The following is a 16778-nucleotide window of genomic DNA, read 5'->3' on the forward strand; positions in this document are numbered from 1 at the left end:
TCCCCATTCCCCATTCCCCATTCCCCATTCCCCATTCCCCATTCCCCATTCCCCATTCCCCATTCCCCATTCCCCATTCCCCATTCCCCATTCCCCATTATGCTAATTCCCTTAACTCGCGAAACCTTTCAAGAACTAATTCCCCCCGTGGCTACCGGAGCACAATACAAACATATTTGGGGGAAACCGCCCGATTTTTTAAGGCGAATATTAATTTCTGCGGTAGCTGTAGTTTTGTTGCTAGTAGTTTATAATTTTGCCGGTTCCGATGTCGGGCCTCTAGTTTTAATTGTCGGATTGATCGCTGGTTTGTACTGGCTGTGGGGGCCGATTTTCTGGGCTAGTTTGCGGAATGCAGAATGTCGTAAATATAAATACTGCGGCTTTTGGCAAGGGCGAGTATTGGATATTTATATCACCGATGAAGTCACAAGTCAAGAAGAAACAGTCAATCAAAAAGGACAACTTGTAATTGTTGACAACCTAGAACCGCGAATTAATTTAGAAGTTGGCGACAAAACCGGATTTACTACTACGCTTCGAGCTCCATTGCAGAAAAGTCATCAGGGAATTGTCCCCGGTCAAGCTGCTTTAATGTTAATCATGTCGAATCAAGAAGATTTGGGCAGAATTGCCAAAGTTTCGGATATTTACATTCCCAGCCGCGATGTGTGGGTGAGCGATTATCCTTATTTGCGTAAGGATTTGTTTGTGGAAATGAGCCAGCAAATTAAAAAAGGCAGACAGAAAAAAGGGCGAGATACTGATAATGAAAGTACAAGGGTGAAAAGGCGATCGTCCGCTGATTATTGAACAAAAAAGGTTCGTAGTGAGGACTTTAGTCCGCATCAGGTTCGTAGTGAGGACTTTAGTCCGCATCCAAATCAAATGAATTGAGGCTGTGGCGTTGTCAACGGTTTTGTTCACAAAGGACAGGGTGCGTCAGACAAAACGGGTGCATCTGGTTTTTGAGGAGGGCGAAGCATGACCGCATATAAGTTATTAGTTATAATCTCCTATTTTCTGCGGTCATGCTTCGCCCCTACGGATATGTTCGCCAAAATGAGATGCACCCGACAAAGCAACCAGCAATGCAAAAAAAATTAACTTGCTGACGCACCCTACAAAAACCCAAAAACCTTATAATTGCGATCGCACAAAACGTGCTTTCACAGCATTACTGCGGCTTAGTTTCCGATGATTTTTGAAGGCTTTGTGCAGCCCGAGGATAAGCATCCTTAAGAATCGCCTTAACTTTTGGCTTCTGTTCAGTAGTGAGATTAATTTCAGTCAAAGCTTTACGCATTTTTTCACCAGACTTCAGCTTAGCGTTCAACTGTTTGTATTGCTCAGCCGTGAGTACCTTTGCGAGTTTTTCACTAACTTCCTTGCGCTTCTGTGTGCGTTCAGCATCAGAAAGCTTGGGTTTCTGGGAATTTGTGGGATTTGCAGCCACCGCGTCAGGTTTAGCATCTTTAGAAGCAGCAGCATCCGCCTTTGTTTTCGACACCGCGTCAGATTTAGCAGCATCGGAGGAAGCAGTATCCGCCTTTGTTTCCGATGAAATAACTGGACTCGCCGCAGTCGCATCGGGTTTAGCAGCATCGGAGGAAACAGCATCCGCCTTCGGTTTCTCTAAACTTACGGGATTTTCCTTAGCTGGATTAGATTCCGACGCTTCCGGGGTGTTGGGTGGCGCACAAGCAGACAAACCGCCAATTAACATGACACCGGCGAGAATAAATGCTGGTGCGATCGTACTTTTCATGATTCACTGCCTCTAGTTAACTTTGTTCATCAATGTTATAGCGTAAAATCGATCGGCGCATGACCCAAGACTCCTAACTTCACCAGTCAATCGATTTTAGATTTTAGATTTTAGATTTTAGATTTTAGGGTGTTGCTTAATCAGGGTAGGAAAAAAATAAGTTGAAAATCCCCAAGCTTTGTCGATACTGGTTTCTATGACTGGCATATTTAGCCTTTCATACCGTAAATCAGCAACGCCAGCATTTTTTTATTATAGTGCGAGCTGTCGCGAGCTCGCGTATTCTACTCGCGAGCGGGGACAGCACTATAAATGCCAAACTGAGATGCTCCCAATACGATCGCCATTAACGCCAAAAATTACCAAAATAAATTAAATCAAATAGCTCTTGACATCAAATTTAGAAAAATTTATAATTGTAGGGATACCAAAAATTATTATAACTTGAGCTTCCTAGAATTATTCAGCCAAGAGACTTGCCCCCAGTTTACCGAACAAATCAAAGCTGACCTAGGTTACTTCAAACACGGTACCAACTTGCTAGAGAAAGCAATGGAAGCAATGAGGGGCGTAGTTGCGATCGAAGAAGCCCGTCGCGATGCAGAATTAGAAGCAACGATTTAAGCAGTAGGTTCAGCCTTGGGAGTTGTGGGCATAGTAGCCAGCATTGCTCCCTACTTTATTGAGTTATTTGAGACTGCGGCTCGACCGTAGGGTAGTATATTGTGATAAAGTTGAGACCCACAATTCGCAGTCAGTAGAAGTTCTGCGATCGAACATGAATCCTAAAAAATCTGCCAAGAAATCTCAGCCTAAAGCTGATATCGCAGCCGAGGGAAAGCAACAGGACGATCGCCAGGAATTATTTCCAGTGGTGGGAATTGGAGCGTCTGCGGGTGGATTGGAAGCTTTTATGGAATTGCTGAGCCATTTGCCGATCGATACAGGCATGGCTTTTGTGATGATTCAGCATATGTTACCGACTCAGGAAAGTTTGTTGACCGAGATTTTAGCTCGATCGACTCAGATGCCCGTAAATGAGGTGACAGATGGGATAAGTGTAGCACCGAATCAGGTATACGTCATCCCCCCGAATGCCAGCCTGACGATCGAATCCGGGGTGCTGAAGCTAATGCCCCGCGGCAGGGGACGCGGGGCGTTTATGTCCGTCGATACATTTCTGATTTCCCTCGCCGCGGAAAGGGGGAACAAAGCCATCGCCGTCGTTCTCTCCGGGGGCGACGGCGACGGGGCCAGAGGATTAGAAGCGATTAAAGGCGCCGGCGGTATTACTTTTGCTCAATCCGAAGCATCGGCACAATTCACCAGTATGCCACACACTGCGGTGGCGACCGGTCAGGTAGACTTTATCTTGAGGCCGGAACAAATTGCCCAAAAGATCGCCGAAATCGGCTGTCATCCCTACATTGCCGATCGAGCTGCGATCGAATCAGCAGTCAGCCAAGATGCGATCGCCACGATCTACAATTTACTGCTATTGGCTACAGGAGTTGACTTTACTCACTACAAGCAAACTACCTTGAAACGGCGGATACAGCGGCGGATGTTGCTCTACAAGCTGGAACGGATCGAAGATTATGCTGCATATCTCCAAAACACTCCGACAGAAGTCACGGCGCTGTATGGCGATGTCTTAATTCACGTCACCAGCTTTTTTCGGGATTCCGAAAGCTTTGATGCTCTAAACAGCAAAGTGTTTCCCGAAATCGTCAAAAATAAATCGCCGAAGTCGCCGATCCGAATTTGGATTGCCGGTTGTTCCACGGGCGAAGAAGCTTATTCGATCGCCATTTGCTTGCTAGAGTTTTTAACAGAGCGAGACATCGATTTGCCGGTGCAGATTTACGCTACAGACATCAGCGACAGCGCGATCGCGATCGCCCGCAGCGGCTTTTATACTAGCAGTCAAGTCGCGGATGTTTCGCGCGATCGCTTGCAGCGGTTTTTTGTTCAAGTCGAGGGCGGATATCAAATCGCCAAACAGGTGCGCGAACTCTGTGTTTTTGCCAGACAAAATTTGATTAACGATCCGCCGTTTTCGCGGATGGATTTGATTAGTTGTCGGAATGTGCTGATTTATCTGGGATCTTTGTTGCAGAAAAAACTGCTGCCAATGTTCCACTACGGACTCAGCCCCGAAGGCTTTTTGCTGTTAGGTACTTCGGAAACGATCGGTGAATTTGCCGAATTGTTTGGGCTGTGCGACCAAAAAAACAAAATTTATGTCAAAAAACAGTTATCGCATTGGCTGAGCATTGATTTAACTGCCAGCCAAAATCCTCTGACAGCCATCAACCCTCCACTGCTGGTGCCGCCAAGCTGGAACGAAATGGAAATGGAGAAACAAGCCGATCTAATTGTTTTAAATGAGTATGCCCCCGTCGGCGTCGTAATTAACAGCGCCAGCGAGATTTTGCAATTTCGAGGACAGACGAGCAGCTATTTAGAACCGGCTCCGGGTAAGGCGAGCTTTAATTTGCTGAAAATGGCAAAATCGGGATTGCGCGTCCAATTGCCGGAGGCAATTCAACAGGCCAAAAATTAGCAGTTGCCGAGCCAACGCACAGGCTTGCAAATTATCGAGGTTGAGCAAATTGAGCTAAATCCAGTCATTGAAAATGCGATCGAGGTGGTTCGTTTGGCCGCAGCAGCCAAAAATATTCAACTTGAATCGAGGATCACTCCTTTAACCCTAAAACTGTTGGGCGATCCAAGCCGCTTGCAACAGGTACTGTGGAATCTACTTTCAAACGCGATTAAATTCACCCCAGCCGGAGGCAGAATAGACATCTCATCAGACTACATTGATGGCATGGCTCAAATCCAAATTCGCGATACTGGTAAAGGCATTGACGCTGATTTTCTTCCCTATGTGTTCGATCGCTTCCGTCAGGCGGATAGTAGCTATTCTCGAAGCAACTCTGGATTGGGCCTAGGACTCTCGATTGTCTATCATTTGGTAGAACTCCACGGCGGTAGTATTCGTGCAGAAAGTGGCGGTGAGGAACAAGGGGCAATGTTTACCCTCAGGTTGCCGCTGCTAGCAGATACGCAAAAAAGTTCAGCGCTTTCTGTTTTAGAAGCAGTAGCAGAAGTAGATGTTGCTAGCCAGCCTGTAGTGGCAATCCCACAGATTCCATCATCCTTGGCTGGTGTACGAGTGCTGCTGGTGGATGACGAAGCATATCTGCGTCAGTTATTCACAACCATGCTGGATGAGTATGGAGTTGAAACTAGCGCAGCCGCATCAGCAACTGAGGCCATCTCAATGTTGACAGCAAATCCCGATCGATACGATCTACTTCTTTCTGATATTGGAATGCCAGAACAAGACGGTTATTCGCTGATGCGGCAGATTCGGACACTGAGTGTGGAGGAAGGGGGAGAAATTCCTGCTGCGGCGATCACGGCCTATGCTAAAGATGACGATCGTCGATCGGCGATCGCTGCGGGTTTTCAGATTCATGTCGCTAAGCCGATCGATTCAGCTCAATTAGCATAGATCGTGGCTTCTTTAACTGGGCGAATTTAGGAATGAGAATTAAATAACTTACAATTTTAATTATTATTGTGGGATGGGCGTCCCGCCCGTCCTTTCTGGACGGGCGGGACGCCCGTCCCACAAATATGTGTAAATTATTTAATTCGCGATCCTTCGTTAAAAGCGCTGAGGGACTGATATAGCCTTTCTCAAAAAGGTGAGGTATGACTGACAGGTTATATAACCACTGAAACCAAGAGGGCTCTCTTCCCAACAACGTCCGCGAATCTTTCGTATGAAGAACTGATTATATCAATTCCGATTACTTCTCCGAATCGCCGCGATCGGACTTGTCAAAAAACGCCGTTAGCGAGTTCCAGGCAGACTTAGCAGTCTCTTTCAATCGAGCGCCAATCGACTCAATTTCTCCCACAACCACGTGCCAATTCTTTTCAGTTTCCTTGTGAATGTGCTCAACAGCTTGATCGATGCGATCGCGTTCGACTAATTTATTTTGTTCCACCGCTTCCCGCGCTTGTCGAACCGCTTTCAAATAAGCTTCGCGACTGACTTCGCCGGCATCTTGCACCTGGGCTTGAGCTCGCGTTTTAATCGCATCCACCACCAGCCAATTTTTCTCGGATTCCTTTTTGAGTAGGCTGACAGCCTCAGTCATTCTCTCTTTGGCGATCGACTTATTTTGTTCGATCGCGCCTGAAGCCTTCTGGAGGGCTTTCAAATAAGCTTCGCGGGTGAGATCGCCCGCTGCTTGGACTTCGGCGGCGGCGCGTTTTTTAATTGCTTCAAACAAAGCGGCTGTTTCTGCGATCGCTTCGGGCGTAGCATCCGGCATCTCCTTTGTGACGATCGCCGTCGTTTCGGGAGTAGCCTCTACAATTGTTACTTCAGTTACTTCAGTTACTTCATTCAAATTTGGATCAGTCATTGCGATATCTCCTTTGGTAATCCGCAAACACAGACTTTGTTATGTACTGCCAGAATTAATTCTGGCCCTTAAGACTTTGTACCAGAAAGAATTGGTTGAAAGCCCCAAGCCTTTGAGGGAGAAATTAAAATCAGACTATTCATTACTCGATTCCTCGGACTTCTAGGTAGAGGTCGCTTTTAAACTGTCAACTGTCAACTGTCAACTGTTGAACCATAGCACCAGAACTCATGCTGGCTGTTAAAACTTTCGATTTGTAGCGCCACAATTCATTCTAACACTTATTAATAAGAACCAGTCAATTCTTGTTCCAGCTTCATCAAATTTTCAATCCGCGATTCGGTAGTTGGATGAGTCGAAAACAGACTTCTAAACCAATCACCAGCAGACGAATTCACAATCAACAGCGGCGCAAAAGCTGGATTACCATCTAAAGGCATTTGCCGCGCCCCACTTTCCAACCGCTGCAAAGCCCTCGCCAAAGCCCTTGGATTGCCCGTTAACCGGGCAGCCCCCGCATCCGCCGAAAACTCCCGCGTGCGCGAAATGGCTAGCTGAATCACCGAAGCAGCCACCGGTGCGAGGATAATTGTCAGCAGCAACCCTACAGGATTCGGGCTGTTGCGATCGTCCCTACCCCCAAACCACATACTGTAACTCGCCATTTGCGCCAACCACGAAATCGCCCCCGCCACCGTAGCCGCCACCGCTTGCGTCAGCGTATCGCGGTTGTTAATGTGAGTAAGTTCGTGGGCAATAACTCCTTCGAGTTCGTCCTCTGAAAGCATACTCATAATCCCTTCTGTCACCGCAACCGCCGCGTGTTCGGGATCGCGCCCGGTAGCAAAAGCGTTAGCAGACGCAGTGGGAATAATTTGACACTCCCCGGCAGTCAGGGCGCGGGGATTCTTGGTTCACAGACATACCTTAAAATTGTCCATCATGAAGGCAATACTTAAACCAAAAACCCGTTCGATAGAACCTGTGTTTTGAGCCTAAGAAAGAACAATCCCAGAGGGCTTATCTCCCCAAGCGATAGAGAGTTTCCTCTCTTGTTCCCGTGTGTCCCACGGTACGTTTAATATTCAAGATTTTAGTTTTCTGGTCTGGGTTACGTTAGTTACCCTAGCTATGTTTTTCGTGGTGTTCGCCACCCACTAACCATTATTATTTCCCGACCTGTCGTTTGAGCTTAGTGTCTCATGTGTATCGGCGGTTATTCTACCTGTAGTATTACTCTATTATACCATCTTGAACAAGAAATTTAGATAATTAAATCCGTCCTTTTAGGACGGGGCTTTAGACCCAATTTTCTGGTAAACTCCCGGCATCGGTAAATTAGCGCGCTGGGCCAGCCTTTCCACCATTGTATAAAGTCCCGGCGCTTGGCTGGCAGTTATCGGCACAGCCCCGTAAGCTGCCAAAGCGATTTTATCCGAGTAAAACCACGAACCTAAGTTCATGGCGGCGGCCAAACCAATGCCGATAATTGCACCGCCCGAACCGCCGATTACCCAATAGCTAACGGTAATTAACAGCGCACTTAACAAGCCTAACAAAGCAGCAGTTTTAATTTGATTCATTTCGGGACTCTCCCTGAAAGCACTCATTCAGTTGACAGTTGACAGTTGACAGTTGACAGTTGACAGATTAGAGCGACCTCTACCTAGAAGCAAGAGGATTGGAGTAATGAATAGTCTGATTTTAATTTCTCCCGATCGGGAAGAGGCTTTAAACCAATTCTTTCTGGTAAATTAAGCAATAATCTCGATCGACCTTCAATAGTTGTTTGCATGGAATTTCGCCGCCGCCTACCAACAACCGGGTTGCGATCGCAGTATTTGGTGACATCACAGATAATTTTTGATTATTCGGGTTTTTTTGACTCTGTTCTCTTACATTCTATCTACCCAAGTTGAGCTCGCGTGTAGGATACCGCCAACTTGCAGGTACGGTTTAGCGTACTTTAGTTTTTAGTTGAGTGCATCTGGGTTTTGCAAATATGTGTGTAGGGGCGATCGCATGACCGCAGTAAATATGAGATTATAACTAATAACTTATATGCGGTCATGCGATCGCCCTCTTCAAAAACCTGATGCACCCCTTTAATTTCTGATAAATCGCTCCACCTCAAAATACAGACTACCAAGAAACCCGGTTGCTAAACACTGTAGAAATTTGAGATTTGGGCCTTTCAAGTTTCCAGCGACAACTGTCCGGCATCGCCAGCATATAACAAGTGGTGAGATTTTTGAGCGTCCAGCCAAGATTTAGGAAATTGGTATTGAGATAGGAGGATATCTGCGATCGCGACTTGCATCTGATGCGCGCAGATATCGGGTGGCACTTTACCTGTGCCCGTACCCATGCCGGGAATCGCGATCGTTTCAATGATATGTTTGACTGGTGTTCCGTCTGGAACCGTGCCAAATTTTACGAGAGTTAAAATAGCCCTGGTTGCTAGATAAACATTGACTGTCTCTGTTAAAATTGTCGGAACCCGCATGGTTGGGGCAGCAATTAAATAGGGAATTTCGTCATGATCGGTATCGACAACTTCGGCTAATCCTACCAATAGTTCGCCGTGATGGCGACTCTGAATTAGTTTTTGCAGGCGTTCTGGAACGTGACTTCCAAAATATTCAGCAATCTCTAAATTTAAGCCGCCGTCCATGAAGCCAAAACTATTCGCTGGACTCACAATCGCATCGCATTTCACATCAAAGATTGAACCGCGATGTATCTTGACATTCTCGATATTGCCACAAGTGCTTTCCCACGCTCTAACTAAGTTATCGTCTACGGCAGCCAGCACAATTTGCATACATACTCTCTATAATTTTTAAAAGGGCGATCGCCCTTTTAATCATACAATAGTTTAGATGAGTCCGCTGAATCTAAAATCTAAAATCCTTTGATGCTGCAAGACCCGAATCTCCGCCACCCGATCGCAATTAGTTTCGGTGCCATTGTCGGCGCATTGAGCCGGTATTATATCACCTTGTGGTTTGCCAACCGTTTCGGAACGGCTTTTCCCTACGGAACTTTTTTTATCAACATCACCGGTTGCTTGGCTATGGGATTTTTTATCACCCTGATTTTTGAACGGGTGCCGACGGTTCCGTCGGAGGTGCGGTTAATGATAGCAACGGGATTTTTGGGGGCTTATACTACTTTTTCGACTTACGGTTTAGAGACAAATGTCTTGTTGCGCGATCGCTTTTACAGCTTTGCCACTTTTTACTGGGCTGGCAGTGCCATACTAGGAGTAATTGCCGTTCAGTTAGGCAGCATTTTAGCACGAATTGGCAAATAGATAAAATACTAATCGAGCATCTGTAGGGAAACTGCAATGCCGTGTCCGGCTTGCGGCTCGTCTAATGAAAAATAATTTATATGAAATCAGCACTTGTAGCAATTAATTTTAAAATTAATCTAAAAATTAATTTTTTTCAGCTCGACCAGGTTTTGGCGATCGCTCCTCAATTCCGCTTTAATTGATATCTTGCAGATTTTACCAGAAAGCATTGGTTTAAAGCCCCAAGCCCGATCGCGATAAATTAAAAGAAGAGGATTCATTACTCCAATCCTCTTCCTTCCTTTGTCAAGTGCTGTCAACTGTCAACTGTCAACTGTCAACTGTCAACTGAATGAAGCATTCCCGTCAGCAGGTATTGCTAAAAATGAGTTTATGAGGTATACGTATGGAAACCCAAGAATCAATGTTAAGACCAACGGAGGCAAACTCGTGTCTGCGGACAAATATCAGTTTTCAGTTTGTAAAAGTTTGTGACCAATGACCAATGACCAATGACCAATGGCTAATGGCTAATGGCTAATGGCTAATGACCAATGACCAATGACCAATGACCAATGACTAATAACTAATGACTAATAACTAAAGTTAAATAACAAGCGAGGGAGTTTAGTTGTGGTAGTTAAAATAGCAACAGAGTGCCTCATTACCTTAAAAGGTGTCAGCAAGGCTTACCAGCAGCCCAACGGTCAACAAATATCTATTTTAGAGCCAATAAATTTAGAACTGCGATCGGGCGAAATAGTAGCTTTACTAGGCTCTTCCGGATCTGGCAAATCTACATTAATGCGGATGATTGCTGGACTAATCCCCCCCAGCGATGGTGAAGTTCTCTATCACAATCGTCCCTTAGTCGGCTTAAATCCTGGGATAGCGATTGTCTTTCAAAACTTTGCCCTTTATCCCTGGCTGACGGTACTAGAAAATGTAGAATTAGGATTAAAAGCTAAAGGAGACTTGCCAGAACCGCGCCGCCAAAAAGCCTTGCGAATGATTGATATTATCGGTTTAGACGGATTTGAAAATGCTTATCCGAAAGAACTGTCCGGCGGAATGCGGCAGCGAGTGGGATTTGCTAGGGCTTTGGCGGTAGAACCGGAATTGCTGTGCATGGATGAACCGTTTTCAGCCTTAGATGTGTTGACCGCAGAAAACTTGCGGTTTGAGTTATTAGATTTGTGGCTAGAAAAAAAGATTCCGACTCAAGCTGTATTAATCGTAACTCACGGGATTGAGGAAGCGGTCATTTTAGCCGATCGCATTGTAGTCCTCGGCCGCAATCCCGGGCGAATTCGCGCCGAACTAACCGTGACTTTGCCGCACTACCGCGATCGCAAAACTCCAGAATTCCAAGCCCTCGTAGACCAAGTGTACAAAATTCTGACGAATCCAGAGTTAAGCTGCGAAACAGTGGCTGCACCAACTCAAAGTACCGCTACTGCTGTATCTCAGACTCAACCCGCCCCCAGCACTAAATACCAATCTCTGCCGCAAGTACGCACAGGTGCGATCGCAGGTTTGTTAGAACTCCTGGAAGATCGCAAGGAAAAAGACCTCTACCGCCTCGGTCAAGAATTAATGTTAGAGGTAGACGACATTTTGCCGATCGTCGAAGCCGCCAAATTAATGGAATTCCTAGTAATTCAAGAAGGCGACCTCCTGTTAACACCAGTTGGAATTCAATTCATTGCCGGCGGAATTGACCAGCGCAAACAAATTGTTCGTACCCAAATTCTCAGCAACATTCGTGCAGTACAGCAAATTTCTCGAATGCTTCAGTCTAAGCGAAATCACCGCATTTCTGAAGAGTTGATTTTGGACATTCTCGAAGCCCACTTTAGCCCCCAAGAAGCAATGCGACAATTAAAAACTGCGATTGACTGGGGTCGTTATGCAGAGTTGTACAGCTACGACGAACCAGGGGGTGAAATATTTCTAGAATCCGAAGAACCTAAAAATGAGTAGTCAGTAGTCAGTAGTCATTGGTTACTGGTTACTGGTTACTGGTTACTGGTTACTGACTACTGGTTACTGGTTACTGGTTACTGGTTATTAGTCATTAGAATCAACAACTAACAACTAATAATTAATAACTAATAACAATAGTAACTGACCAATTCCCAATGCCCAATCCCCAATTCCCAATTCCCAATTCCCAATCCCCAATCCCCAATTCCCAATTCCCAATTCCCAATTACCAATGCCCAATTACCAATTACCAATTACCAATTACCAATTACCAATTACCAATAACTAATTATTATGACAAGACCCCTAACACCCGCCAATAAAACATTAGAAAGATCGACTTGGACTTGGCAAGACGGCTTGCTAATTCTAGCAATCTTCTCTCTAATTCTAGTAATAGTCCAAACAGCTTCTCAATTCAACAGTGACTACAACCCAAACTTTAAAATTGAGACCACCCTCAATGTATTGCCAGGGTATACAGCCCAGACTCTTTTACGCATGACAGCAGCCTATTTTTTATCCTTGCTATTTACCTTAGTTTATGCTTATTCAGCTTACCGCTTTCCTCTCGCAGCAAAAATTTTAATTCCCTTATTAGATATTTTACAGTCGATTCCAGTTTTATCCTTTTTGCCCGGAGTAGTTTTAGCGCTAGTTACATTATTTCCCGGTCAAAGAATCGGCGTAGAACTCGCATCGATTATCTTAATATTCACTGGAATGACTTGGAATATGACCTTTAGTTTCTATCAGTCCCTATCCGGCATTCCGCAAGAACTCAAGGAAGCTGCTCAAGTTTATCGGCTGAATGCTTGGCAACAATTTTGGACGTTAGAATTGCCCGCTGGTGCGATCGGGCTGGTGTGGAACAGCGTCATGTCAGTGGCTGGTGGCTGGTTCTTTTTGATTGCGATCGAATCTTTTACCTTGGGTGCTAAAAACTTTCATCTGCCCGGACTCGGTTCCTATTTGGGCAAGGCAGCTAATGAAGGCAATTTTGGGGCGATCGGCTGGGGTTTAGCAGTATTAATTGGTGTGATTGTAGCCATAGATTTTTTCATCTGGCAGCCTTTGATTGCTTGGGTGGAAAAGTTTAAATATCAAGCCGTAGAAGCGACCAATGTACCGCAGTCCAAGGTGTTGGATTTTTTAAGGCGATCGGCGACGCTGCGGGTGTTGAAGTCGCGCATATCGCCCGTAGGTGACAGTTTCGATCGCTATGCGGCAAGAGGTTTTGCACCTGCTCATTTACCAACCAGTCCTCGCGCACAAAGCCGCCTCGGCAATTGGATCAATTGGCTGTTTGTCAGCGGGTTTGCTGCGATCGTCCTTTGGGGAACCTGGGAAGCCTTACTGCTGCTGAGGTTCCTGAGTGTATCTGATTGGCAAAAAGTCGTGGGAGGTGCATTTTTTACGGCTTTGCGAGTCATTTGCGCGCTATTTTTATCGCTGTTGTGGACTGTACCTGTCGGAGTGGCGATCGGTCGAAATCCGCGTTTAGCTCAGATTTTGCAGCCTTTAGTGCAAATAGCCGCTTCTGTACCAGCAACGGCTTTATTTCCCGTATTGCTACTAGCTCTAATTCACGCTGGAGGCGGGTTGCAAATTGGTTCTGTAGCGCTGATGATGTTGGGTACAATGTGGTATTTGCTGTTTAATGTGATTGCGGGCGCTCAAGCCATACCTTCGGAGTTATTTGAAGCCGCGCAAGTTTACAAACTTTCCCTAATTCAACGCTGGAAAACTTTAATTTTGCCGGGAATATTCCCTTATTTAATCACAGGAATTATTACGGCGGTTGGCGGAGCTTGGAATGCGAGTATTGTCAGCGAATACGTGCAGTTTAAAGGTGAAATAATTAGAACGAGCGGTTTGGGCGAGACCATTTCTGAAGCAACGGCATCGGGTAATTTTCCTTTACTGTTAGCGGCTACTTCTGTGATGTCGCTGTTGGTTGTATTGACTAACCGTTTGGTGTGGCGCCCACTTTACCGTTTGGCACAAGAAAAATACCAGTTATTGGTTTAAGTCGGTTGACAGTTGATAGTTGACAGTTGGCAGTTGACAGTTGACAGTTGATAGTTGGCAGTTGGCAGTTGATAGTTGACAGTTGGCAGTTGACAGCTTGCCGTGAGCGAAGCCGAAGGGTTGACAGTATACCCATTCTCAAAGGCGATGAGGTAATTGGTAATTGGTAATTGGTAATTGGTAATTGGTAATTAATAATCGGTAATCGATCGCACTCTCCCGAACTCACACTCTGTTGCACTAGCTCGAAAACATCATACCAAGAAATTCGGTTTCGACAATACAGCTTGGTTTTGGTGCTGCCGCATCTGCCAAAAAATTCGGTTGCTCGCGCTGCCCGTGTAAATCATAATAACTGCAACCAGTGGTGTCAATAGGCTATAAACTGGATTCAGGAAGGCGTGCAGCACAGGTTGATACCAGTTACCACAAAAATGCAACTGTAGGTCAAGTTCAAATCTGCTGACTCAGTAAGTCATTCGCAATTCTTTAATCCCAAATCCCAAATCTAAAATCTAAAATCTAAAATCTAAAATTGCATGAGGAGGGTCATCAGTGACAGAAAACAATTATCAATCGTCTTCTCTACCCACCTACGCGCGAAAAGAACTGCGGGAATTAGTTCGATCGCAGTTAAAGGCTTTGTTGGAACAAGGAGACTTTCAAGGAGCAAAAGCGATTTTGCAGCCGGTGCAGGAAGCAGACATCGCTGAAGCTATCGAAGGCCTGCCGGAAACCATGCAAGTAATAGCTTTCCGGTTGCTTTCTAAAGACGAAGCGATCGCAGTTTACGAATATCTCGACTCCAGCGTTCAGCAGTCCCTCTGCGAAAAATTCAAACGCCAAGAAGTAATCGATATTGTAGACAAAATGTCCCCGGACGATCGAGCTAAACTATTTGACGAACTGCCGGCCATCTTAGTCCGCCGCCTCTTAGGTGAATTGAGCCCAACGGAACGCGAAGCGACGGCCCAACTCTTGGGTTACGAAGCCAGTAGCGCCGGCCGGATTATGACCCCAGAATACATTTCTCTCAAAGAAAGCTTTACCGTTGCTCAAGCTTTAGACAGAATTCGCTCTTTAGCTAAAACTACCGAAACCATTTATTCTCTTTACGTCACTGATGCGGCGCGACGGTTGAGTGGCATTTTATCCTTGCGGGATTTAGTCACTTCTCCCCTCGACAAAACTGTCGGCGAAATTATGACCCGCGAGGTAGTTTCTGTGCAAACGGGAACGGATCGAGAAGAAGTAGCTAGGCTGATCCAGCGTTACGATTTTTTAGCTGTGCCCGTTGTAGACCGCGAACAGCGTCTGGTGGGGATCATTACAGTTGACGACGCGATCGACATTTTAGAACAAGAAGCTGCCAAAGATATTTATACCTTGGGTGGCGTCCAGTCCGGCGGCGACAATTATTTTCAGACCGATTTAATCACCGTCGCCCGCAAAAGGGTCGTATGGCTGTTTGTTCTGCTGTTGACCAACACTGTCACCGGAGCAATTATTAGAGCTCAAGAAGATATTTTGCACCAAGTAGTCGCCCTAGCAGCCTTTATTCCGCTGCTGACTGGCACTGGAGGCAATGTCGGAGCCCAGTCCTCAACTGTGGTAATTCGCGGTTTGAATACTGATGAAATTACAGCCATGGGCCCCTTTCAAGTAATTGTGCGTGAGGGGATGGCGGGAGCGCTCCTAGGCGCTATATTGGGGACGGTAGCGACGGGGTGGGCTTACACTCTGCAAGGGAATTTAGCCGTGGCAATCGCGGTGGGGGTGAGTTTGCTGGCGATCGCAATTTTAGCTTCTATTGCCGGTTCAGCTCTGCCATTTCTCTTTCGTTCTTTGGGTTTAGACCCCGCTTTAATGTCTGCTCCTTTTATTACCACCGCAGTTGATGTCCTCGGAGTTTTAATTTATTTCACTTTAGCTCGACTAATTTTGCAATTATAATATATTTATGTAGATTGGCATAATAAAAAACCCATAGTAATTTTAAATTCCGTGATGTACAGCCTCCCAATTCCCAATGCCCAATGCCCAATTCCCAATTCCCAATTCCCAATTCCCAATTCCCAATTCCCAATTCCCAATTCCCAATTCCCAATTCCCAATTCCCAATTCCCAATTTTCCCAATTAATCTATGTCATCACCTAATTCATCAACCAAAATTCAAAATCCCAAATCGAGCAATTTGTTAGAAACTGCTGAATTAATCTTTCTTGCTGCCTCGGCTGTAGGATTGGCTGCTAGTTTGGTTTTGCAGCAGAGCATTTATGTCGAAGTTCCTGTAGTAATTTCGCTCTTTTTGAATTTTGTGAACCGCCAGAAGTTTCGCGGGCAAGTTAAAACAAGTACCGCGGCAGTGTTCGATCGCGTAAACCAACAAGCCACTACGAGCGATCGGGCGATCGAGCAATTACAACTTGCTGTAAGTTCTTTAGATACAGCTCTTGCCCAAACATCTCGCGAAAATCTCAATGTTGGCCAGGCAGAAAATTCCCACTCTATAATTTCAGCAATTGAGAACCTGCGCCAGCGGATCATAATTTTAGAAAAAACTATTAAAATGATTCAAAGCGAGATCGAAATCACCAGCCGCCAATTCAAACAACGGCCTGAGTTGCAACAAGTCGAAACTTTGACAACAATCATTCTGGACTTGCAGGAGTTTATCAACGAACTGCCGCAATGGGGAAATTTGCAGCAGCGACAGCTAACAGAACTTCAGCAACAAGTAGATAATGCTTTGGCTCAGCTTGCTCAAGAAATTGCTGTGATTCCCAGCCGCGTGGAGGAGGCTGTAGCTAGTCGCGGCGGGGAAATTAACCAACCGTTAGGTTCTGGTGTGAATGCTGAGTCCAAAAATGCCGATCGATCTAAAACCCAGAATGAGAAAATTCGCCAGAAATATCCCAGGGCTTACGTAAAGTGGAGTCGCGAGGAAGATGAGAATTTACAGAAAGAATATGCAAACTGCCAAGAAGTTAGTGAATTAGCTCAGAAATTTCAGCGACAACCTGTTGCCATTCGTTCGCGCTTGCAAAAATTAGGATTGATCCAATAATATCGAGGTAATTGGGAATTGGGAATTGGGAATTGGGAATTGGGAATTGGGAATTGGGAATTGGGAATTGGGCATTGGGAATTGGGCATTGGGAATTGGGAATTGGGAATTGGGAATTGGGAATTGGGAATTGGGAATTGGGAATTGGGAATTGGGAATTGGGAATTGGGAATTGGGAA

General features: G+C 45.6%; 17 protein-coding genes. 9 read left to right on the forward strand and 8 right to left on the reverse strand.

Annotated features, from left to right (window positions below; translation table 11 throughout):
• Window positions 1-99: 99 nt before the first annotated feature.
• Window positions 100-813: a phosphate ABC transporter permease gene (locus JGK14_RS26555; RefSeq protein WP_293177473.1), complete on the forward strand. Its 714-nt coding sequence runs from the start codon at window positions 100-102 to the stop codon at window positions 811-813.
• A 364-nt stretch (window positions 814-1177) separates the two neighbouring features.
• Here JGK14_RS26555 and JGK14_RS26560 read toward each other — a convergent pair whose 3' ends face one another.
• Window positions 1178-1768 (reverse strand): hypothetical protein, encoded by a 591-nt coding sequence (locus JGK14_RS26560; RefSeq protein WP_293177475.1) that lies wholly within the window; start codon window positions 1766-1768, stop codon window positions 1178-1180.
• A 444-nt stretch (window positions 1769-2212) separates the two neighbouring features.
• Here JGK14_RS26560 and JGK14_RS26565 point away from each other — a divergent pair, with 444 nt between their 5' ends.
• The 3 genes from JGK14_RS26565 (at window position 2213) to JGK14_RS26575 (ending at window position 5291) form a co-directional block, all read left to right on the forward strand.
• The gene (locus tag JGK14_RS26565) at window positions 2213-2392 is read left to right on the forward strand and encodes a hypothetical protein (protein ID WP_293177477.1); all 180 of its coding nucleotides are present in this window, start codon (window positions 2213-2215) and stop codon (window positions 2390-2392) included.
• A 154-nt stretch (window positions 2393-2546) separates the two neighbouring features.
• Window positions 2547-4334, forward strand: coding sequence for a CheR family methyltransferase (locus tag JGK14_RS26570; RefSeq protein ID WP_325315679.1), 1788 nt, complete (start codon window positions 2547-2549; stop codon window positions 4332-4334).
• Between the two features lie 3 nt (window positions 4335-4337).
• Window positions 4338-5291, forward strand: a complete 954-nt coding sequence (locus JGK14_RS26575; RefSeq protein WP_293327583.1) for an ATP-binding response regulator — start codon at window positions 4338-4340, stop codon at window positions 5289-5291.
• A gap of 301 nt (window positions 5292-5592) precedes the next feature.
• On the opposite strand, the gene JGK14_RS26580 is transcribed toward JGK14_RS26575, so the two are convergent.
• The 4 genes from JGK14_RS26580 to JGK14_RS26595 all read right to left on the reverse strand — a co-directional run bounded on the left by JGK14_RS26580 (window position 5593) and on the right by JGK14_RS26595 (window position 9040).
• Window positions 5593-6216, reverse strand: coding sequence for a hypothetical protein (locus JGK14_RS26580; protein ID WP_293177483.1), 624 nt, complete (start codon window positions 6214-6216; stop codon window positions 5593-5595).
• 284 nt (window positions 6217-6500) lie between these two features.
• Window positions 6501-7112, reverse strand: coding sequence for a M48 family metalloprotease (locus JGK14_RS26585; protein WP_325315682.1), 612 nt, complete (start codon window positions 7110-7112; stop codon window positions 6501-6503).
• Between the two features lie 390 nt (window positions 7113-7502).
• Complete coding sequence (locus tag JGK14_RS26590) at window positions 7503-7799, reverse strand: hypothetical protein (RefSeq protein ID WP_293177485.1); 297 nt, start codon at window positions 7797-7799, stop codon at window positions 7503-7505.
• Window positions 7800-8410: 611 nt separating this feature from the next.
• Entirely contained in the window at window positions 8411-9040 is a 630-nt protein-coding gene (locus JGK14_RS26595; protein ID WP_293191840.1) for a macro domain-containing protein, read from the reverse strand.
• Between the two features lie 93 nt (window positions 9041-9133).
• On the opposite strand from JGK14_RS26595, the gene crcB reads away from it, so the two are divergent.
• On the forward strand, window positions 9134-9532 hold the full coding sequence (gene crcB, locus JGK14_RS26600; protein ID WP_293177489.1) for a fluoride efflux transporter CrcB: 399 nt from the start codon (window positions 9134-9136) through the stop codon (window positions 9530-9532).
• 119 nt (window positions 9533-9651) lie between these two features.
• Here the strand turns inward: crcB and JGK14_RS26605 are convergent, their stop codons facing one another.
• Window positions 9652-9795, reverse strand: a complete 144-nt coding sequence (locus JGK14_RS26605) for a hypothetical protein (RefSeq protein WP_293177491.1) — start codon at window positions 9793-9795, stop codon at window positions 9652-9654.
• 352 nt (window positions 9796-10147) lie between these two features.
• Between JGK14_RS26605 and JGK14_RS26610 the strand changes: the two genes are divergently transcribed.
• Complete coding sequence (locus JGK14_RS26610) at window positions 10148-11497, forward strand: ABC transporter ATP-binding protein (protein WP_293208410.1); 1350 nt, start codon at window positions 10148-10150, stop codon at window positions 11495-11497.
• Between the two features lie 128 nt (window positions 11498-11625).
• Here JGK14_RS26610 and JGK14_RS26615 read toward each other — a convergent pair whose 3' ends face one another.
• Window positions 11626-11754 (reverse strand): hypothetical protein, encoded by a 129-nt coding sequence (locus tag JGK14_RS26615; protein ID WP_293191838.1) that lies wholly within the window; start codon window positions 11752-11754, stop codon window positions 11626-11628.
• Between the two features lie 40 nt (window positions 11755-11794).
• On the opposite strand from JGK14_RS26615, the gene JGK14_RS26620 reads away from it, so the two are divergent.
• Both JGK14_RS26620 and mgtE read left to right on the forward strand, forming a co-directional pair.
• On the forward strand, window positions 11795-13531 hold the full coding sequence (locus JGK14_RS26620) for an ABC transporter permease (protein WP_293191836.1): 1737 nt from the start codon (window positions 11795-11797) through the stop codon (window positions 13529-13531).
• A 555-nt stretch (window positions 13532-14086) separates the two neighbouring features.
• The gene (mgtE, locus tag JGK14_RS26625) at window positions 14087-15484 is read left to right on the forward strand and encodes a magnesium transporter (RefSeq protein WP_293155286.1); all 1398 of its coding nucleotides are present in this window, start codon (window positions 14087-14089) and stop codon (window positions 15482-15484) included.
• A 42-nt stretch (window positions 15485-15526) separates the two neighbouring features.
• Here mgtE and JGK14_RS26630 read toward each other — a convergent pair whose 3' ends face one another.
• On the reverse strand, window positions 15527-15652 hold the full coding sequence (locus JGK14_RS26630; protein ID WP_293177499.1) for a hypothetical protein: 126 nt from the start codon (window positions 15650-15652) through the stop codon (window positions 15527-15529).
• 23 nt (window positions 15653-15675) lie between these two features.
• Between JGK14_RS26630 and JGK14_RS26635 the strand changes: the two genes are divergently transcribed.
• Window positions 15676-16599 carry a hypothetical protein gene (locus tag JGK14_RS26635; RefSeq protein WP_293208418.1) on the forward strand — a complete coding sequence of 308 codons (924 nt, stop codon included), beginning with the start codon at window positions 15676-15678 and terminating at the stop codon, window positions 16597-16599.
• The last annotated feature ends 179 nt before the right edge of the window (window positions 16600-16778 follow it).

This window comes from Microcoleus sp. PH2017_28_MFU_U_A, from assembly GCF_020738035.1.
In the GTDB taxonomy this organism is placed as follows: Bacteria; Cyanobacteriota; Cyanobacteriia; order Cyanobacteriales; family Microcoleaceae; genus Microcoleus.

Coding starts and splice junctions, on each gene's coding strand:
- JGK14_RS26555 (WP_293177473.1), top strand. CDS start 100: ATGCTAATTCCCTTAACTCGCGAAACCTTTCAAGAACTAATTCCCCCC.
- JGK14_RS26560 (WP_293177475.1), bottom strand. CDS start 1,768: ATGAAAAGTACGATCGCACCAGCATTTATTCTCGCCGGTGTCATGTTA.
- JGK14_RS26570 (WP_325315679.1), top strand. CDS start 2,547: ATGAATCCTAAAAAATCTGCCAAGAAATCTCAGCCTAAAGCTGATATC.
- JGK14_RS26580 (WP_293177483.1), bottom strand. CDS start 6,216: ATGACTGATCCAAATTTGAATGAAGTAACTGAAGTAACTGAAGTAACA.
- JGK14_RS26590 (WP_293177485.1), bottom strand. CDS start 7,799: ATGAATCAAATTAAAACTGCTGCTTTGTTAGGCTTGTTAAGTGCGCTG.
- JGK14_RS26595 (WP_293191840.1), bottom strand. CDS start 9,040: ATGCAAATTGTGCTGGCTGCCGTAGACGATAACTTAGTTAGAGCGTGG.
- crcB (WP_293177489.1), top strand. CDS start 9,134: ATGCTGCAAGACCCGAATCTCCGCCACCCGATCGCAATTAGTTTCGGT.
- JGK14_RS26605 (WP_293177491.1), bottom strand. CDS start 9,795: ATGAATCCTCTTCTTTTAATTTATCGCGATCGGGCTTGGGGCTTTAAA.
- JGK14_RS26620 (WP_293191836.1), top strand. CDS start 11,795: ATGACAAGACCCCTAACACCCGCCAATAAAACATTAGAAAGATCGACT.
- JGK14_RS26635 (WP_293208418.1), top strand. CDS start 15,676: ATGTCATCACCTAATTCATCAACCAAAATTCAAAATCCCAAATCGAGC.